Here is an 18,602-nt window from a genome sequence, read left to right on the forward strand (position 1 = left end):
TCGCAGCACGATGAACGAGAACGGGCGTTTCAGCATGGCTCCAGAGGCCCACGAGAAGGCGCACCACACGGTTCCGCAACTGGCCGACCGAACTCCGAGCATCACGGGCCGGGAAATAGTGGCCGAACTGGTGCCGCCTCCCCAGTTTGAACACGCCTCGTTCGAGAACTACCGGCCGGATCACGACTACCCGTCCCAGGTCGCGGCCGTTGAAAAGCTGCAGGAATTCGTGAACCCCCGGCCGGCCGGATTCTTTTCCCGCCGCCGACAGGCGAAGGACGACCTGCCGGGCATCTACCTCGATGGTGGGTTCGGTGTCGGCAAGACGCACCTGCTCGCAGCGCTCTGGCATGCCGCGACCGGCCCGAAATACTTTGGCACCTTCATCGAGTACACCGCCCTCGTGGGCGCCCTCGGCTATCAGGAGACCATCAAGGAGCTGCGCAGCGCGAAACTCATCTGCATCGACGAGTTCGAGCTCGACGATCCGGGTGACACCATGGTGATGACCCGGCTGCTCGGCGAACTCGTGGCCACCGGCACCCGCGTCGCCGCCACGTCGAACACCCCGCCCAACTCGCTCGGCGAGGGCCGATTTGCCGCGCAGGACTTTCTCCGCGAGATCTCGGCGATGAGCGCCAACTTCGAGACCCTGCGCATCGACGGTCTCGACTACCGTCGCCGCAACGTCACCGGTCAGGCCGTGGCGGTTGAGCCTGAGGCACGTGAACACCTCGTCAACACCCTGCTGGAGCGTGGTTCGAAGGTCACCGAGGATGACTTCGGTTCCCTGATTCGTCACCTGGGCACCGTGCATCCATCCAAATACATCAAGGTCATCCGTGGCGTCGAGGTTATTGCTCTGCGGGGCGTCTTTCTCCTGACCGATCAGTCGGACGCCCTGCGTCTGGTCGCGTTCATTGACCGCGTCTATGACGCTGAGATTCCGATCGTCGCCAGTGGGCGTCCGCTCAATGAGGTCTTCGACGACGAGATGATGGCGGGCGGGTATCGCAAGAAATACCAGCGGTCGCAGTCTCGCATGGTCGCCCTCACTACGGGAGAGTTGCCGCCGCACACCGACTGACCCTGAAATCTGGCGTTAACAATTCGCCAGCGCCCGTAACCGCAACGAAACACGTCGGAACGTTTGTTGTAACAGTCACCTCAGATACTGGACTCGTATCCGAGGTGGATCGCCTCGTGCTACGCCCTGCATATTTGAGACGCGTGAGGACAATTCTATGGAAACCGGAAGCATTGCCTGGGGGCTGACCGCCACCGCGCTCGTGTTGTTCATGACACCGGGTGTCGCCTTCTTCTATGGCGGGCTGGTCAAGGCTAAAAGCGTCATCAGCATGATGATGATGAGCTTTGGTGCACTGGGCCTCATCAGCGTCCTGTGGATTCTGTACGGCTATAATATGAGCGCCGTGAACGGTCCCACCGAATTCGCCGGCAACCCGTTCTCCGACTTCGGCCTGGGCAATCTCGCCATGGGAGAGACGGGTAGCATCGACCTGCTCGGTGCCACGTACGGTGCCACATTCGCCATCATCACCGTCGCGCTCATCAGCGGGGCCGTTGCCGACCGGGCGAAGTTCGGATCCTGGATGATCTTCGCGGGTATCTGGGCGACCCTCGTCTACTTTCCGGTCGCAGCCTGGGTCTGGGGCGGCGGCTGGATCATGAAGCTCGGTGAAACGTTGGGCCTACCGAGCGTCATCGATTATGCCGGTGGTACCGCGGTGCACATCAATGCCGGTGCCGCAGCTCTCGCGCTTGCCCTGGTCCTCGGCAAGCGCGTCGGGTTTCAGAAGGGCATCACCAAACCGCACAACGTACCGCTCGTGCTCATCGGCGCCTCGATTCTCTGGTTCGGCTGGTTCGGTTTCAACGCCGGTGCTGAATGGCTCAATGGCCTCGCCAATGTCGGCATCATCGTGATCAACACCCTGGGCGCCACGGCAGCGGCCATCCTCGCCTGGATGCTCGTGGAGAAATTCAAGGACGGCAAAGCCACCTCGGTGGGAGCCGCATCGGGCGCTGTTGCCGGCCTCGTCGCCATCACCCCGGCGTGCGCCAACCTGGAACCGGGTTGGGCGCTCCTGCTCGGCGGGCTCTCCGGTGCCGTTTGCGCCCTCGCCGTTGAACTCAAGTTCAAGCTCGGCTTCGATGACTCGCTCGACGTCGTCGGCATCCACCTCGTCGGTGGCATCATCGGCACCCTGTACCTCGGCTTTTTCGCCATCAACACCGGACTCTTCACCGGCGGCGACCTCGGTCAGCTCGCGGTGCAGGCCATTGCAGGCTTTTCGGTTCTCGTCTACTCCTTCATCGTCGCGTACCTGCTCGGCCTCGCGATCGAGAAGACCATCGGCTTCCGCATCAAGAACGAAGACGAACTGGCCGGAATCGACACGAGCGTGCACGGCGAAGAGGGTTACGCCCTCGAGCGTGTCTAGCTTCTGACTTCGTCAGTGTGAACGGTCTGCCTGGCATGGGGCGGCACGGAATACGGGTTGACCCGCTTCCGTGCCGCCCTTCGTGCGTTGCGCGCTTCGTTGGTCCGCGCACTGTTCGTGCGAAGCACATTGGTGCGGGGCAGAGTTCGTGCGGGGCAGAGTTCGTGCGGGGCAGAGCTGGTGCGGGCTGTGTTTCTGCGAGCGAGCGGATACCGGTGGTTCAGCCGCGAACGCAGGTTCCCGATGATACCGGGGAGCTCAGACCGGGTGCCTGGCTGATAACCGGCTGCACTTCTTCCAGCGCGAGGGCATAGCCGACGTTCTCGGTGTTGGACGCCTTGGCAAAGATAACGCCGACCACCAGGCCGGATTCGCTCAGGAGAGGTCCGCCCGATTCGCCCTGCTGCACGTCCGAAGCCACGGTATACACCTGGCGGGGCGTCGGGTCCTGCCCATAAATGTCGGCGACGCTGATGGTGCCGATCGAGATGACCTGTGCCGGATCGGAGACATACGGCCCTCCGAAGGGATACCCGTCGGCGGCCGCGCCGCTGCCCGCCGGGAGATTTGCGCCGACGGTCAGGGGTGCAGCATCAAGGCCGGGCACCGAAATGATGGCGAGGTCATCGACCGGGTCGAAGTACACGATTTCGCCGGCCATCGTTTCGCCGGCCGGCGTTTGCACGACGGGCTGGCCCACGCCAGCGACGACGTGCGCGTTTGTGACGACGCGGCCGTCAGAGACGACGAAGCCGCTGCCGGACTGGCTCTGCCCGCAGGCGTAGGCCGTTCCGGTGATGCGTACGACCGACTGCGCCGCCACGGCCAGTGCCGGGCTGCTCGTGTCGGCTTCGGCGGCATCCGGTGCCGGTCCCGCGAATGCGTCGACGATGCGCGGCAGACCCTGCTGCACGGCCAATGAGCGCAGCTCGGCCATGAACGCCTTGACCGGGTCGGGGGTGAGAGAGTCAATTCCTGAGACGACGGTGGAGGAGGCGATGGCGGGGGACAGGAACGGGATCCCCAGGGCGCCGATGCTGAATGCGACCATCGACGCGACGAGGGCCGAGGCGACAGCGGCAAACGCTGATCCCAACACGCGGTTGAGGGTGCCGAGCGGGGAACGCCGTTTCTGGCTACCGGACATGCCACCCACCGACACACCGATCGAATGGCCGATGAGGACGAGCAGAATCGCCACGGCGATCGTGGCCGGAGTGCGCCATTCGGCCGCCGGCACCCAGGCACCCACGATGGGCACGATGAAGAAGGCGGCTATCCCGCCAAGCACGGCTCCGACGATGCCGGTGAGGCTTTGCAACAGTCCGCTGCGGTAACCATTGACGAGGGCTACAAACAGGATGAGAACGAGAAAGAGGTCGAGAACGGTCGAACCCGGCATTCGTCTCCTCATCTGTGGTTCGTGTGGTGCAGCGCGACGATTTTGTCTTCTTTATGTTTACACAGGCCGCCTCCGCGATTGCTGAGCGGAACCGCCTCCCTGCATGCATTCCCGGGTGATCAACATGCGCAGGGGGTGCCCAGCGAGTACCGTGAGGCAGATCGAGAAAGGATTCGTATGGCGAACGCTGAGGCACATCCCATTTCCGCGATAGCACCGCCCCTGGCCGGAAGGGCCGCGGCGAGCCAGCGCTGGTCGCATGTGGTGTTTCTGCACTGGCGAGTGGATGCTGCTCTGGTCGCGCCGTTGTTGCCGAAAGGCCTCGTCCCCGACGAACACGACGGGTCGAGCTGGGTCGGCCTGATTCCATTTGTGCTCGATCGCGCCACCATTCTCGGGAGCCCGCCGATTCCGTACTTCGGCACCTTCGTCGAAGTGAATGTTCGACTCTATGCAGTCGACTCCGAGGGCCGTCGCGGTGTCGTGTTTGTATCACTGGAGGCCGGTCGCCTCGCGGCCGTGCTGGCTGCCCGCGCACTGTTCTCGTTGCCCTACATCTGGTCGCGCACCCGACTCACGATTGATTCCGGCCAGTACCGGTATAACTCGACGCGACACGGAAACCATGCCAAGCGCTCAGAGATCGTGGCGCGACCAGGTGCCGGTGCTGTCGTTGATGATCCGCTGGCAGATTTTCTCACCGCACGATGGGCGTTGTTCACCAATATCCGTGGGCGGACCGTGTATTTACGCAACCATCACGAGCCGTGGCCCTTGTTCGGGGCCGAGCTGGTCAGTCTCGATGACACGCTCTTGGCCGCGGCTGGTTTTGCCGGCCTCACCGATCGCGCGCCCGATTCTGTGCTTTATTCACCCGGCGTTACGACCTGGTTCGGCCGGGGAAAGTGACGACGCCAGCACTCAGAAAGATCTGGAAAAATGATCGTCACAGACAAATCCACAAGAGGAGCAATACACCATGGGATTTCTTGACTTTCTGCTGGGCCGCAAGGAGCAATCACCCACGGACAACAGGTCAAACCGTTCGACCGGCGCCCCCACGCGCAGCGAGGATGAGATCGCGGTCGAGCGCTACCAGTACCTGCTGCGCACGGCACCACCCGAAACCATCGAACAGGTGCACAGCGAAGCGTTCTCAAAATTGACTGACGAGCAGCGCAACATTCTCTTTCGCCAACTCACCGAGAACGTCGAACCGAGCGAACGCCCGGCGGACGCCGCACCGGCCACGCTCGCCCAAGCCGCGACCCGGGCTGAATTGCGTCAGCCTGGAACGCTGACGCGCTCGTTTGGAAGCCAGAACGGACAGAACGGAATGGGCTTCGGCGGCATGATGGGCAGCTCACTGCTTGGCACCGTTGCCGGATTCGTCATTGGTTCGGCACTGGTCAGCGCCTTTATGCCGATGGATGGCGGCGGTACGGATGCCGGCGGTACGGATGCCGGCGCAGACGCCAACACCGAAACCAACGCGGACTCCGCGAGCGATGCGGGCGGCGACTCCGGCGGAGATTTCGGTGGCGATTTCGGTGGCGATTTTGGTGGCGGCGACTTCGGCTTCTGAGCCTGTGAGCTTCTGGGCCTGTGAGCTTCTGGGCCTGTGAGCTTCTGGCCCTGTTAGTGGATAGCGGCTATGGCCTCGCCGATCGGCACGTCGCCGTCGGCGAATTCAATGAACGCGCCCACGGTATTGTCGTCGGCCAGCACGGCCGCCGCAACGAGCGCCACGTTCTCGCGTGAGGTGTCACCAGTCGCTTTCGAGCCCACATTGATGGAGCCCGTCGCGGCGGCCAGGGTCAACGTGCTCGGTCCGAGAATGGTCCAGTTCAACGAGGTGGCGCGCAGATAGTCATCGGCGGCAGCCTTGGCCTCATAGTAGGCAAACATGCCGTTGTCGGGTGAGGCTCCGTGATCGGCACGTGATCCCAGATACGACACCATCACGTAACGGTTGATGCCGGCTTGAGCGGCGGCATCCATCGAGCGGATGGCCGCGTCCCGGTCCACCGCGTACGTGCGCTCTGCGCTTCCTCCGCCGGCGCCGGCGGACCAGACCACCGCATCATGCCCAGCGAGCGCTTTGGTCATCTCATCCACCGACAGGTGCTCGACATCCGCTACGAGCGGCGTTGCACCGCTCGCCGTGACGTCGTCGACGTGTTCGGGGTTGCGGATGAGCGAGGAGACGTCGTGTCCGGCAGTCGTGAGCAAACGGGCCAGGTGGAGGGCAACTTTTCCGTGTCCACCGATGATCGCTATTTTTGTCATGCATTCAGCCTCCCACGATTGACTGAAAGCGAGTCCTAGATTCGAACAAAGCCGAGCAGCCGGGCGCTCAGGGCAACGCAGACCACTTGCGCGACGATGAAAACGGCCACCCAGAAAATACCCGGAAGGTGGGTGAGTCTCGTCAATTGGTCGGCGTCCGACGAGGAGCCGCCCCGACGCGACCGGGATTGCTGCAGTTCGAAAGACGTGCGCAGCGAGCCGAAAAGGAGAACCAGGGTGACCAACAGCGCGAACACACCCTGCACCTGGGGCGACCCAAACCAGGAGACACTGAACACGACGGCGCCGGTGACGGCAACCGACCAGAGCCCGAACCAGTTGCGGATCTGTATGAGCAGCAATGCCAGCAGCACGAGAAGTGCCCATAGGAGGCCCACGTCGTAGCCCAAACTGAGTAACCAGGCCGCGCCGAGGCCGAGCAGCGCTGCGGCCGGGTAGCCGGCCAGCAGGGTGAAGATCATGCCGGGGCCGGTCGGGCGTCCTCGACTCACGGTGAGCCCGGAAGTGTCCGAATGCAAGCGGATGCCGCCCAATCGCCGCCCGCTCAGCACGGCGACGATACCGTGCCCGCCCTCGTGCACGATCGTGATGACGTGTCGCGCCAGGCGCCACATCGGAGGAAAGACCACGATCACAGCAGCTGCTGCCACGGTTAGCCAGGCAATGAGCGGTTCCAGCATGGCATGTGGTGTCGTTATGCGTTGCCAGATGTCGAGGAGTACGTCCATGTCCCTCAGACTAGGTTGCCCCGACCGCGCGAGGCGGTGAACAAGAAAAAACCCCCGGTGAACGGGGGTTTTCTTGGTGGGCGATGCGGGACTTGAACCCACGACCTCTTCCGTGTGAAGGAAGTGCGCTACCAAAAATGACCCCCGAATGCGTGGGTACTCCCGCATAAAGACGGGGTTTTAGTTCAGCCTAAATCAGGGCTTTTCAGTGGGGTCACAGAATTTGGTGTTTTTTCTGTGTGTTTTTGAGCCTCCGAAACTTGCTTGATGACCTGATTCTGAAACGCTGAAAGGTACGCCTCCAGACCCGACCCAGGGGACGGACGGCGGTAAATTCGTGATCCGCGCACCAGAGACGAAAACGCCGATTGTTCGCGTGGTCGTCCGGTCAGCGAATCGGTCGACCACGACGCAGCTGCGCGTCGCCGACATCAAACCGGCGGCCAGCGTTGTAATCCCGCTCACGGCGTTCGCACAACTCCACAAGCACTTTCCAGATCATCCCCTGGAACGTATCCTCACCCTCCCGGTGGTGCGTCGCCAAATACACGGCACGCACACGAGCGCGGAGATCAGCGTCAATATCAACGGTCAAATTTGGACGCCGTTTAGCTGGAGACGGCTCAGAGGGCGGGACGAAAGATAGGGGTGAAGCCGCTGGCACGGGAGACGCCAAACTTGGCTTGGCTTGGCGTGTTGTTGGGTCAGGCATGCTGGCTTGGAAGTCAGCATCCTGGTTCTTGGGCAGCAACCGGCTCGCGTCCATCCGAGCGCGAGGCGGCGGGCTGACAGTGCGCGTGGGTTCAGCCATCAGATGCCTCGCGCGGCTAGACGCCGCACAAGCTCAGCCGCGATCGCTTGGAGGTCACCAGCGACATCGATCGCAGATTGCGTGCCAGCGTCAGCCAAATTCTTCTTCACCCGGTCATACCAAGGCTCGGCGTTGTTAACCTGTTGCTCCAACTCGTGGACAAGCAGACCTTCGCGTCGGGCGCGAGAGGCTGCAGCTGAGGCGTGACGAAGATGAGTTGGGAAGCTACGCTCTCGCTCAGATTCAGCCCTCAGAATCTCGACAACCTCGTCAAGGAAGTGGCGCCGGACACGAGTTTCACCAGTCCCCGAATCGAAAAGGATGACACCCAGTAGATCAAGCTCTGGGTTCAAATCATCCACCTGCTCGATACGGGACGCGGTGATCTCCAGGCCGCCAAGGCTTGCGGTGTCCTGCTTCACAGGGATCAAAACAAACTTTGCTGCGGCGACAGCCGCCGATTGCAGGACTTCGGATGCCGGCGGGCAATCGATCATCACAATGTCGTAGTCAGATGCGATCAGGGAAAGTGCCCGCGCGAGTGAAAGGCGAGCGGCGGTGGTGTCATGCATTGCCTGCATGAGCAGCTGGGCTGCAGCACCTTCCAAAGCTTGGCCGCCGACGAGAACGTCCAGGTTGGGGCGCACACCCCTGAGGGGTACCGGTAGGTGACCGGCGGTGAGCAGCGATGTTGACAGCTCGCGCCCACAGTCATCACCCTGCGTGCCGCGGTAGCCGAGGTCGAGACCCAGGTTGCCTTGCGGGTCAAGATCAACGAGAAGTACACGCCAGCCGGAGGCTGCGAGGATCCCACCGAGATTGGCTGTGAGTATCGTCTTCCCGACGCCGCCCTTCCCGTTGATCACGGCAATTGTCGTTTGGAGGTTGAAACGGTCCAAAGCTGGCGTCTGCTGACGTTGAGTGTAGGCGGCGACGGCCACTCCTTCGGTGAACGATCATTCAGGGTGTTGCGTAAAACCCTGAACACCCGTAACACCCGTAACACCCTGAAAGCAGGAACCGCTCTCTCAGGTCTTCGCCTGGCTCGCCCGCGCCGAAGGGCACCTTCCTGAATATGCGCGCTCCTGGGGGCCGGTGTTATTGACCTTCGGGGCCGCTGGTCGAAGGTGCAAGCAGCGTGTTAGGGAGCCACCGGATATTTCTGTTGGGGACTATCCTAAGCTTCGAGTTCAGGCCGACGCGATCATGGACGGCATCGTGCACAGTACGCTACGGGCCGAGACCGGAGGCGACGATGTGCTCGAACTCGCCGCCGGCCAAATCGAGAGACGGGCCCGTCACTCGGTCGGACACCACTGGCCCCACGAGCCGCATGATCCCCGCGTACGCCGTGGGCGGTCCGCCACCCGACGGCCGATCCGCCTAATCGGGCTGGTCAATCTCGGCTATCGTCTTGATGATCTGAGCCGAGACAAAGCCGTGGAGGGCTCGTCCGCGCGTCGAGAGAAAAACGAGAAACTGTCGCCGATCCTCCGGGCCGACCTGCCGATAAATGGATGCACGACTGACCAGAGAGTCGACATGACGGCTCAAAGTGGCCTTGCTTGCCAGAGTCTCCGCTGCGAGTTGCGACATCGACAGGCCGTCGGCCTCGCTCAGCACGTCTAAAATCAGCCATTCCTCGATGCTCAGGTTTTCGGTGAGCAGTACGGGCTCAAGGCTCGCAGTGGCTCTTCGTGCGGTCGTTATCGTCACCCGAATGTCATGAACACGACGGTCAGGCAGCCCATGTCCAGCACCTCGAGCAGTGTGAGTCTGGCTCGTTTTTTGACTCATGTTTCCCACCTATCAGTCTGTCCGCGGCTCCAGGACAGAGCATTGCTTCCATCTGATTAACAATCGGCACATCGAGCAACCTGTGTATTAGGATACACAACAATATTCTATTTGGAAATATTTCCTCATGCTTGAAATCGAGCGTAGCTAGGTATAAGTGTTCACTGTCGGAATGGTCGTCCCACTGTCGGGTCCGGGCGGTATTTATGGTCCGTCGGCGGAGGCGGTGACGGAGCTGGCCGTTCGGGAGATCAACGCTGACGGCGGCGTGCTCGGGTCCGAACTTCGAGTGACCATGATCGACGGAGGATCCGCGTCACGAATCATGACGGCCCAAGTCGCGGGCTTGTTGCGAAGCCGAGAGATACAGGCCGTGGCTGGGTGGCATATCTCGTCGGTTCGCAATGTGCTTGTCCCCATCGTTGCGAAGCGGGTTCCCTATCTGTACTCGGCACTCTACGAGGGCGGCGAACATCGCAGCGGAACGTATTGCACCGGTGAGGTCCCCCGCAATCAGCTTGCACCCGCCCTTGACTGGCTTCACGCCAACACCGGGGCACGCCGTTGGTTCGTCGTCGGAGACGACTACGTATGGCCCCGGCGGTCGTACCAGTCGGTCGTTGAGCATGCGTCGCAGCTCGACATCATCATTGTCGGTCACTCCTTTGTTCGCGACTCCGACGCTGGTCGAGCTGATTCGATGCCCAAGCTCATGGAGGACATCGCACGAAGTGGCTGCGACGGAGTCCTGGTCCTCATGGTCGGCCAAAACGCGGTGAGTTTCAATCGGGCCTTTGCCCGTCGAGGGCTCGACGAGGCCATCCTCAGGTTCGGACCGCTGATGGAGGAGAACACTCTTCTGGCCAGCGGCATCAGCGCGACACACGGTCTGTATTCGGCGGGAGCATACTATCGTTCCCTTACCACCGTGAGCTCGCTCGATTTGGTTAGTCGATATGCCGCCCTGTATGGCAGCTCAGGCCCGGCACTGAACGGCCCCGCGGAATCGTGTTACGAAGGGCTCTACGCGCTGCAGTCGATACTTCACCGAGCTGGATCTGCCGATGTCTCCGCAACGGACTCCATCATCGACGGGCATTCCTATGACGGCCCGCGCGGACCAGTCTCCTTCGCGGGGAATCAAGCGACGCAACAGCTGTACATGAGCGCCGCGGCCGGTTTTGATTTCGATGTCCTCGCCGCTCTGTAGTCGCGTGTTGGCCCCGCGCTGGGCTAGCTGTCCTGCCCAGAGAGGTTGGTTAAGCGGCTGATGGGTGGGTGGTTTCCAATGGCGGTGTGGGGCCTGTAGTGATTTTATTCGTGGATCCAGGCTGGCAGGGCGTTTCGGCGGGCTGATTCTGTGGCGTAGAAGCGGCTGAAGGCCCTCCCGTCGGCGAGGGTGCGGTGGAAGCGTTCGATCTTGCCGTTGGTCTGGGGTCGGTAGGGGCGAGTCTTCTCGACGGTGATGTTTAGGTCGCGGCAGGTGTCGCGCGAGAGGTGTGATTTGTAGGCGGATCCGTTGTCGGAGAGCATGCGTTGCAAGGTCACGCCGCGGGCGGCGAACTAGGACACGGCGCGTTGCAGGACTCCGACGGCTGTCGCGGCGGTTTCGTCGTTGTGGATTTCGGCGTGAGCGATGCGGGAATGGTCGTCGATGACCGTGTGCATGAACGCCGTCCCGATCAGTGGATTGCGGTGAACGCTACGGTTCTTGGTTGCCGTGGCGGCGCGGTTCTTGCCGCCTCGCTGCCGGCCGACGTAGCGCCATCCGCCGCCATCGGGGATATTGCCCAGCTTTTTACGTCCACGTGGATCTATGACCCCGGGGTGGCGTGCTCGTAGCGGCGGACGATCTCCCCGGTGTGCACGTCAACGTGGTGGAGCTTGTTCAGGTGGCACCGGGTCAGAACGGCGTGAACAATCGAAGGTGGCATGTCCAGTTTTGCGCCGATCGCCATCGGCCCCAGGCGTTTCTTCCAGCGCAGGTGCACGACTTTCCGAACCTGCTCCTGCGGCGTTTTCGTAGGCATGTGGTGCGGGCGGGATGATCGATCTTCCATCCCGTCCGGGCCCATTGCGGCGTATCGGTTGGCCCACCGTTTCGCGGTCGGCCACGACACGTTGAACAGCTGGGCGGCGTAGACAATGGAGCGGTCTTCCTCGACAACAAGACGCGCCAAGCGAAGACGGTGCCGCGGAGTCAAATCAGCATTAGCGTGGGACACGAGGACCTCCTGGTCTGAAGTGGTTGGCCTTTGACAGCTCCACTTCGCAACAGGAGGTCCTCCCTCATGCCCAACGACGAAAGCGTGTCGTCACATTTACTCAACCGACCTGCCTGGGCAGCACAGCTAGCGCTGAACGGCGGCGGATATCCGCTGACCGGATGCCTCGACGCGCACGCACAGGGGCAGCTCCGACCGCGTCCGCGCCTCCAGGACGCATTCCGCAACCACTCCCGCGACCTGTGTCCGAATGACGCGTCGCAAGCTCCGTGCTCCGAAAACCGGATTGAAGCCCTCCTGTACCAGGTACGAACTCACCTCGGCGGTGAAGGTGAGTTCAACAGACTTTCTCTGAAAACGGCTCTGCAGAATTCGAAGTTCGAGGCGCGTGATCTCGTGAGCCGTCAGCTCGTCGATCTCGAGAAAGACCACCGTTTCGTCGATCCTGTTCAGCAGTTCAACGTCAAAGAACTCTCTTACGGACGAGGCGAATATCTCAGCATCCGTCTGACCGATCCAAACCGGCTTCGCGCCCGGCCATCGGGAACTCAGGTAGTCCGCCACGGCCCATCGCTTGCTCTGCCGGCGACGGGCGACTGCCGTCGACCCGAGATTCGACGTCATGAACACGTAGCAGTTGCGAAATGAAATCGTATCCTGGCCGTTTGCCAGACGCAGGGTTCCATTGTCGAGGATCTGAAGCAGCGACCGAATCACGGTGGGATGTGCTTTCTCGACCTCATCAAAGAGCACGATTCCCGGCGTGTACGGATCTCCTTCGATTTTGCCTTTCTGAAAAAGCGAGAAGGCTTCCTTACTGCCGGCATATCCCGGCGGCGCACCCGAGAAGGAGGCCGCGTATTGCTCCTGGGCCAGGGCGTTCATGTCTATCCGGCACAGGTCGTCGGGACCCGACCTGAGCTCGGCTGCGATCTGGCGTACCAGTTCCGTTTTTCCAACTCCGGTCGGGCCGGTGAGGAGAATGTTGGCCAGCGGTCGATCGGGGTCGGCCGCTCCCGCCGCGGCCAGACTGACAGCTCGAGTCGCAGCTCGAATAGCGTGGTCCTGGCCGAGGATTCGCTGGCCGAGCCGGCCAGCGAATCCTGCAGAGTCAAAGATGCCCGCCCTGGGTCGAGCTGCGCTCGACTCCACCCCAACGCCACCCGCCGGGTCTTTCCCCGTAGCGTCTCGGGTACTGACCCGGTCTCGATTCGCGTTTTGTGCGTTGATCATGTCGTTGAGGTATGGCATCAGAGACGTCTTCTACCGGCTACGTTCAGAGCTCAATCGCATCTTCCACCGGCAGGTTTCCCACCCGGCAACTGGCCACTCCCACGGTGGTGCGAGTAATGGCTTCGACGTTCCTCTGCGCCAACTCCGCATCATTAACCCAGGTCTTGTAGAAATCGAAGGGGCACTCCGCCACACCCTTGTCACCGTCACCGGCAGCGTGCACTCCTGTGTATCCCCGGTGGAGCATCTTGAAGAGATGGTTCTGAGACTGGTCGTTCGCGCGGGCGTCTCGGATGGCTGAAACAGAGAGTTGGGCATACTGAATCCCGTATTCCTCCTCGCCCGTTTCGCCGAGTGTCCGCCCATCGAAGCCGATGATTGCCGAGTGGCCGAAGTAGGAGTAAACACCATCGAAGCCGGCCGCGTTGGCCACCGCGACATAGCAATTGTTGGTCCACGCCATCGCCTTGGAAATCAAAATTTGTTGTTCCTTGGCCGGGTACATGTAGCCCTGGCAGCGCACAATCAGCTCGGCTCCCTTCATGGCACAGTCACGCCAGACTTCGGGGTAATTGCCATCGTCACAGATGATGAGGGAGATCTTCATTCCCTTCGGGCCCTCGGTCACGTATGTCGTGTCACCCGGGTACCAGCCCTCGATCGGGTTCCAGGGAAAAATCTTGCGATACTTCTGCACGATCTCGCCCTGGTCGTTGATCAGGACGAGAGTGTTGTACGGCGGCTTCTTGGGGTGTTCCTCGTGCTGTTCTCCGGTGAGGGAAAAGACACCCCAGGTCTTGCTCTCCTTGCATGCCGCCGAAAAGATGTCCGTTTCTATGCCGGGGATCACAGCCGCAGTCGCGTACATCTCGTCCTCGTCGTACATGATTCCCATCGTTGAGTACTCAGGAAAAACGACGAGGTCCATACCGGGAAGCCCGGTTTTCATGCCGCGGATCATGTCGGCAATTTTGTGTGCATTTTCGATGACCTCACTTTTCGTGTGTATGCGAGGCATTTTGTAATTCACGACGGCGACGCCGACGGTGTCTGGGCTGGATGAGATATCTCCGTGACGCATTGTTGGTTCTCTTTTCTTGTCTGCAATTGCGGTCGTCGATCTGCGGAATGAGGATTCGACGTCGGTAACGCTCTGCCATGCTCGACGACAGGTGGGGACCTAGTCGAGGTGCGGAGGGAGCACGAGTTTCCCGGTCTTGTCGGTGGCCAGCATCAGAGAACTGATGTACTGCTTCGAACCATCGGCGGCCGGTATCGGGGAGGCCATCATGTCCGGGCGCTCGAATTCCATTCCGCTGACGTGGCAGCGGAGAAGCACGTCCGAGGGGTTGCCTTCGGCGTCGAACATAGGCAGTTCGATGCCATCGTGCGTGCGGCAAAGGTAGTACTTTCCACGAGTCAGGATGGCCATGACCGGCGTGCAGATTGCCGCGATAACTACGGCAAAAATGGGCGAGAAAGGCTGAACTGCGGGACCGAAAGCACCGAAGAAGATCGCGATGGAGATTCCGGCCGACAGGATCAATGAGACGAACCCCACCGGATTGACCGCGTAGAGCATTCCTCTTCTGAACTCGGGAAATTTCGGCGATAGCTTGAGCACGTATTTGTTGATGCTGATGTCGGTGGCAACTGTCACGATCCAGGCGATTCCGATGTTTGCGTAGAAGCCGAGAATTGCATTGAGAAAATCGAACATGTTCATTTCCATCAGGAGCAGCGCGATGCCCACGTTGACGATGATGAACACCAGACGGCCAGGGTAATGCCGAGTGATCCGGGTATAAGAGTTCGTCCAGGCCAGCGAACCAGAATAGGCGTTCGTTACATTGATTTTGATCTGGGAGATTACGACCAAGATGACGGCCAAGGTCATGGCGAGCCAGCCGGGCATCATCTCCGAATACACCCCGAGAAACTGATTGACCGGCTCCGCAGCAGTGCTGACCGCGTCGGGATTCAGTTTGGCGATGATATACACAGCGATGAAGAGCCCGATGGCCTGCTTGAGCGCGCCGAATATTACCCACCCTGGCCCGGCCAGAAACATTGCTCGCCACCAAGCAACGCGATTACCATCGGTCTTCGGGGGCATGAAACGCAGGTAGTCGATCTGTTCCGCGATCTGCACGATGAGGGATAGGCAAACACCCGCGGCCAGCATGATCGCCGCGAAATTTGGTGAACCGGTTCCGTTTTCTCCCTGGTATTCAAAGAAGTTGTCGATCGAGTCGGGATTGGTCAACATCAGGTAGCCGATCGGTATAACCATCAGCACCAGCCACAGCGGCGTCGTCCACAACTGCAGCTTGGACAGCGTCTTCATGCCGTAAATTACCAACGGAATGACCACCAAGGCCGAGACCGCATAGCCAATGGGTTTGGGTATTCCGAGGCCCTGTTCCAACCCCTGCGCCATGATCGAGCCCTCGAGGGCGAAAAAGATGAATGTGTAGGTCGCGAAAATGATGTTGGTGATCACGGAACCGTAGTAGCCGAAACCCGATCCACGTGTGATCAAGTCCACGTCGATGTTGTAACGTGCCGCGTAGTAGGCCAGCGGAATTCCCGTGATGAAGATGATGACGGCGGCCACCAGAATGCCCAGGAGCGCATTCGTGGTGCCATAAGAAATTCCGATGGTGGCTCCGATGGAAAAGTCCGCCAGATACGCGATGCCGCCCAATGCTCCGGTGGCCACCACTCCAGCCGTCCATTTTCGATACGACCGTGGGGCGAATCGCAGGGTGTAATCCTCCAGCGATTCCCGAGTCGCGGTGTTCGCGTGCGAACTGGGTTGCGGAGGTGCACCCTGAGCGAGGCCGGGGGGTGATTTTTCGGCGTCAGAAACGTCAGTGGACATAGGACCCTCTTTCTTTGTTTTGCTGAGGACTACAAATGAGCGATACGGGCTCGAACGTGCGTGGCAGATTGTTGCGAGGTGAAGCGGCTACAGATACAGCAGGACACCAAGCAGAGAAACGGGCTTGCGGCCGAAGTGAAGGATCGCTCCAAGTCGCCACAGATGGTCTGTACTCATACAGTACTACTTCCAAACGGAAATAAACATAGGCAAGAAATTGCATCTGCTTAACCCTGTTTTTTTGAACTATTTTGCTAGGAGACATAAGGGTTCGGCAGAAACAATGTCTCGCCTCCGCGTTAGTACCATCTAAAAATATTTAAGTGAGAGTGCGCACCAAATGGCTAGTGACGCCGCTACTTAACCCGCGGGGGTGCTGGCCTCGACCAACGCGGCGGCGATCTTGTCGGTGAGGGACAAGGCGTAGGTTTGGGCGAGGTGGTGCCCATCGCGATAGACCACAGCGCCACCGATGACGGCGGGGCACACATCCCGCGTGTAGAAGCATTCCGTGAGGTCCAGGAGCGTGGCACCGGGCGTTTTCAACATCGCCTCGCTGACGGGATCCGGCGGGAGCGCTGACGACCGGGGCGTCGCGCACGCCAGAAAATCGTCACTGTGCTTGTCCAGGCAGGCTGGCACATCCCTGACCCCGGCCCCCTCGGGTACGGGATTGTCACGGATCGCGAAAATTGAACTGCCACGGTCGGCGAGCTGAGTCCAGGCTTCGGACATGCCCGCGGAGGCGCCGTCAGGGCGCGAGTCGCTCACATAGTTGGATCCCGAAACGCGGAAACCACGACGGTATCGAACGGGTCGGCCTGGAGTCCGGCCGATACTGAATAGAGGCTTCGATGAGCACCACCAGTGGTGCGCATGAGCCCTGCTGTTCGGATGTGCGGTTCGTATCGTTCGGCCCCACCGGCGTGCTTGAGCCCCTGCGCCCGGCAAGTTGTTGAGACAGTCTGATGTGTTTTTCTTCTACGCAGCAGCGGTTTGGCGGCTGGCGCGGTGAGCGGCGAGAGCGGCCGCGGGTTGCAGCCCTCCGTTGTGCGAATGAGGTCGACGCCTGTTGTACCAGGATTCGATGTATTCCAGCACCGCGGTCCTCGCGGCGAGGTGGTTGTCGAAGTAGTGCTGGTAGTACATCTCGGTCTTCATATGGGAGAAAAAGCTCTCGGCAACGGCGTTGTCTCAACACACGCCGACGGCGCCCATCGACTGGGTGACGCCGGTCGCGGCGCACCACTTTTGAAAGTCGCCCGATGTGTATTGGGCAGATTCAACCGGTGGAAGCAACACCTCGATCATGGAGGTGGATTATGGGACGTCCTAAAGGTTGGATGGCCACACAACTTGGGCGGGAGCCGATGCGGTCACCGGGCCGACCGCCGGGGTAGCGTCGGGAGCACCGGCAGGAATTCCGGGACTTCGTCGGGCGGGGTATCTACAGCGAAGAGGCTGGCGAGCGGGCCGGCGTGTCGGCGCCGGTCGGGACTCGCTTCTTCCGCCACGCTGGCGGCATGCGAGATGTCAGCAAGGACCCGCTTTCTGGAAGATTTCTGTCTTTCGTCGAGCGTGAGGAGATCGCGATCCTGCGGTCACAAAACGAAGGTGTTCGACAGATCGCGCGGGTGTTGAATCGGTCCCCGTCGACGGTCTCACGCGAGCTTCGGCGCAACGCGGCCTCACGAGGCGGCAAGCCTGAATACCGCGCCACGAGCGCCCAGTGGCACTCCGACCGGCGCGCCTGCCGACCCAAGACTGCCAAGCTCGCGGGCAGCCCCCGGTTGCGCGAGTGAGTACGTGCAGTCTCGGTTGGATGGCGTGGTCATGCGGGCTGATGGCATGCCCGCGGCAGCTCCTGGAATTGGTGCGTGGAACGGGCGTCGTCATGGGCCATGCAAGGATCGGCGCTGGACTACCGCGTGGAGCCCGGAGCGGATCGCAGGTCGGCTCAAGGTTGATTTCCCCGACGATTTGAGCATGAGGATCTCGCACGAGGCGATCTACCAGGCCCTCTACATCGTGGGGCGCGGCGCGCTGCGTCGCGAGCTGACCACCGCTTTGCGGACCGGGCGATCACTGCGAGTTCCGCGGGCCCGGGCGAAGAGCGGCAAGAGCTTTCTGACGAAAGAGGTCATGATCGCCGCCGACCCGCGGAAGTCAACGACAGGGCCATACCCGGACATTGGGAAGCGGACCTGATCCTCGGGCTGGGCGGGGTCGCAATCGGGACCCTCGCCGAACGCACGACACGGTTCACGATGCTGCTGCACCTACCCCCAATGGACGAACACAAGATGGTCGGCTCGCAGACCAAGAACGGGCCAGCGACAGCGCTGTCTGTGACGCGATCGCGCGGACCATCACGACCCTGCCCGAGACACTGCGCGAGTCTCTGACCTGGGACCAGGGCGTCGAGATGGCCCAACACGCTCGACTCCGTAATCAGACAGGTCTGCCGATCTACTTCGCTGATGCCCACTCGCCGTGGCAGCGGCCCAGCAACGAGAACACCAACGGGCTACTACGCCAGTACTTCCCCAAAGGCACCGACTTCACCCGTTACGCACGCGTCGATCTCGAAAGCGTGGCCAAGACCCTGAACGAACGCCCTCGCAAAGTACTCGGATACAAGACACCCACCGAAGCGATGAACGAGCTACTGTTGAGCGCAAACACCGATGTTGCGACGACCGGTTGAATCCGCCTTGCGACCCTCGGTCTAAGTGAAATATGGCACC

At 61.0% G+C, this 18,602-nt stretch carries 15 protein-coding genes and 3 pseudogenes; 6 read left to right on the top strand and 12 right to left on the bottom strand.

The window, feature by feature from the left end; translation table 11 throughout:
* The first annotated feature begins 34 nt into the window (after window positions 1-34).
* Entirely contained in the window at window positions 35-1,087 is a 1,053-nt protein-coding gene (gene zapE / locus CXY83_RS13755) for a cell division protein ZapE (protein WP_104198103.1), read from the top strand.
* A gap of 157 nt (window positions 1,088-1,244) precedes the next feature.
* Window positions 1,245-2,465 (top strand): ammonium transporter, encoded by a 1,221-nt coding sequence (locus CXY83_RS13760; RefSeq protein WP_104197895.1) that lies wholly within the window; start codon window positions 1,245-1,247, stop codon window positions 2,463-2,465.
* A gap of 220 nt (window positions 2,466-2,685) precedes the next feature.
* Here the strand turns inward: CXY83_RS13760 and CXY83_RS13765 are convergent, their stop codons facing one another.
* Complete coding sequence (locus CXY83_RS13765) at window positions 2,686-3,867, bottom strand: MarP family serine protease (RefSeq protein WP_104197896.1); 1,182 nt, start codon at window positions 3,865-3,867, stop codon at window positions 2,686-2,688.
* Between the two features lie 177 nt (window positions 3,868-4,044).
* Here CXY83_RS13765 and CXY83_RS13770 point away from each other — a divergent pair, with 177 nt between their 5' ends.
* Window positions 4,045-4,776, top strand: a complete 732-nt coding sequence (locus CXY83_RS13770) for a YqjF family protein (RefSeq protein ID WP_104197897.1) — start codon at window positions 4,045-4,047, stop codon at window positions 4,774-4,776.
* 70 nt (window positions 4,777-4,846) lie between these two features.
* Window positions 4,847-5,452: a hypothetical protein gene (locus tag CXY83_RS13775; protein WP_104197898.1), complete on the top strand. Its 606-nt coding sequence runs from the start codon at window positions 4,847-4,849 to the stop codon at window positions 5,450-5,452.
* Between the two features lie 53 nt (window positions 5,453-5,505).
* Here CXY83_RS13775 and CXY83_RS13780 read toward each other — a convergent pair whose 3' ends face one another.
* From CXY83_RS13780 to CXY83_RS13795, 5 genes are all read right to left on the bottom strand, one after another.
* Window positions 5,506-6,156: an SDR family oxidoreductase gene (locus CXY83_RS13780; RefSeq protein ID WP_104197899.1), complete on the bottom strand. Its 651-nt coding sequence runs from the start codon at window positions 6,154-6,156 to the stop codon at window positions 5,506-5,508.
* A 35-nt stretch (window positions 6,157-6,191) separates the two neighbouring features.
* Window positions 6,192-6,905, bottom strand: a complete 714-nt coding sequence (locus CXY83_RS17670) for a M50 family metallopeptidase (protein WP_134572262.1) — start codon at window positions 6,903-6,905, stop codon at window positions 6,192-6,194.
* 388 nt (window positions 6,906-7,293) lie between these two features.
* Window positions 7,294-7,716 carry a hypothetical protein gene (locus CXY83_RS18640; RefSeq protein ID WP_369831170.1) on the bottom strand — a complete coding sequence of 141 codons (423 nt, stop codon included), beginning with the start codon at window positions 7,714-7,716 and terminating at the stop codon, window positions 7,294-7,296.
* Window positions 7,716-8,657, bottom strand: coding sequence for a ParA family protein (locus CXY83_RS13790; RefSeq protein WP_104197901.1), 942 nt, complete (start codon window positions 8,655-8,657; stop codon window positions 7,716-7,718). The genes CXY83_RS18640 and CXY83_RS13790 overlap by 1 nt, the downstream gene beginning before the upstream one ends.
* A gap of 442 nt (window positions 8,658-9,099) precedes the next feature.
* On the bottom strand, window positions 9,100-9,432 hold the full coding sequence (locus tag CXY83_RS13795) for a MarR family transcriptional regulator (protein WP_158251889.1): 333 nt from the start codon (window positions 9,430-9,432) through the stop codon (window positions 9,100-9,102).
* Window positions 9,433-9,685: 253 nt separating this feature from the next.
* Between CXY83_RS13795 and CXY83_RS13800 the strand changes: the two genes are divergently transcribed.
* A complete protein-coding gene (locus CXY83_RS13800; RefSeq protein ID WP_104197903.1) occupies window positions 9,686-10,723 on the top strand; it encodes a substrate-binding domain-containing protein in 1,038 nt (345 codons plus the stop codon).
* Between the two features lie 23 nt (window positions 10,724-10,746).
* On the opposite strand, the pseudogene CXY83_RS13805 reads toward CXY83_RS13800, so the two are convergent.
* The 6 genes and pseudogenes from CXY83_RS13805 to CXY83_RS18205 form a co-directional block, all read right to left on the bottom strand.
* A pseudogene (locus CXY83_RS13805) lies at window positions 10,747-11,738 on the bottom strand (IS481 family transposase).
* Window positions 11,739-11,864: 126 nt separating this feature from the next.
* Window positions 11,865-12,989 carry an ATP-dependent Clp protease ATP-binding subunit gene (locus tag CXY83_RS13810; RefSeq protein ID WP_104197904.1) on the bottom strand — a complete coding sequence of 375 codons (1,125 nt, stop codon included), beginning with the start codon at window positions 12,987-12,989 and terminating at the stop codon, window positions 11,865-11,867.
* A gap of 25 nt (window positions 12,990-13,014) precedes the next feature.
* Entirely contained in the window at window positions 13,015-14,052 is a 1,038-nt protein-coding gene (locus tag CXY83_RS13815; RefSeq protein ID WP_104197905.1) for an aliphatic amidase, read from the bottom strand.
* Window positions 14,053-14,151: 99 nt separating this feature from the next.
* Window positions 14,152-15,855, bottom strand: a complete 1,704-nt coding sequence (locus CXY83_RS13820; RefSeq protein ID WP_104197906.1) for a cytosine permease — start codon at window positions 15,853-15,855, stop codon at window positions 14,152-14,154.
* Window positions 15,856-16,215: 360 nt separating this feature from the next.
* On the bottom strand, window positions 16,216-16,626 hold the full coding sequence (locus CXY83_RS13825) for an SGNH hydrolase domain-containing protein (RefSeq protein ID WP_146069941.1): 411 nt from the start codon (window positions 16,624-16,626) through the stop codon (window positions 16,216-16,218).
* 210 nt (window positions 16,627-16,836) lie between these two features.
* Window positions 16,837-17,130, bottom strand: a pseudogene (locus CXY83_RS18205) (integrase core domain-containing protein); the annotation flags it as partial.
* 47 nt (window positions 17,131-17,177) lie between these two features.
* Between CXY83_RS18205 and CXY83_RS13835 the strand changes: the two are divergent.
* Window positions 17,178-18,562 (top strand): annotated as a pseudogene (locus CXY83_RS13835) (IS30 family transposase).
* Window positions 18,563-18,602 lie beyond the last annotated feature (40 nt).

It is taken from the genome of Cryobacterium sp. M15 (assembly GCF_002929675.1).
In the GTDB taxonomy this organism is placed as follows: domain Bacteria; phylum Actinomycetota; class Actinomycetes; order Actinomycetales; family Microbacteriaceae; genus Cryobacterium; species Cryobacterium lyxosi.

Bases quoted from the DNA above. Each gene is read 5' to 3' on its own strand.
- zapE (WP_104198103.1), top strand. From the start codon at position 35: ATGGCTCCAGAGGCCCACGAGAAGGCGCACCACACGGTTCCGCAACTG.
- CXY83_RS13760 (WP_104197895.1), top strand. From the start codon at position 1,245: ATGGAAACCGGAAGCATTGCCTGGGGGCTGACCGCCACCGCGCTCGTG.
- CXY83_RS13765 (WP_104197896.1), bottom strand. From the start codon at position 3,867: ATGCCGGGTTCGACCGTTCTCGACCTCTTTCTCGTTCTCATCCTGTTT.
- CXY83_RS13770 (WP_104197897.1), top strand. From the start codon at position 4,045: ATGGCGAACGCTGAGGCACATCCCATTTCCGCGATAGCACCGCCCCTG.
- CXY83_RS13775 (WP_104197898.1), top strand. From the start codon at position 4,847: ATGGGATTTCTTGACTTTCTGCTGGGCCGCAAGGAGCAATCACCCACG.
- CXY83_RS13780 (WP_104197899.1), bottom strand. From the start codon at position 6,156: ATGACAAAAATAGCGATCATCGGTGGACACGGAAAAGTTGCCCTCCAC.
- CXY83_RS17670 (WP_134572262.1), bottom strand. From the start codon at position 6,905: ATGGACGTACTCCTCGACATCTGGCAACGCATAACGACACCACATGCC.
- CXY83_RS18640 (WP_369831170.1), bottom strand. From the start codon at position 7,716: ATGGCTGAACCCACGCGCACTGTCAGCCCGCCGCCTCGCGCTCGGATG.
- CXY83_RS13800 (WP_104197903.1), top strand. From the start codon at position 9,686: ATGGTCGTCCCACTGTCGGGTCCGGGCGGTATTTATGGTCCGTCGGCG.
- CXY83_RS13810 (WP_104197904.1), bottom strand. From the start codon at position 12,989: ATGCCATACCTCAACGACATGATCAACGCACAAAACGCGAATCGAGAC.
- CXY83_RS13815 (WP_104197905.1), bottom strand. From the start codon at position 14,052: ATGCGTCACGGAGATATCTCATCCAGCCCAGACACCGTCGGCGTCGCC.
- CXY83_RS13820 (WP_104197906.1), bottom strand. From the start codon at position 15,855: ATGTCCACTGACGTTTCTGACGCCGAAAAATCACCCCCCGGCCTCGCT.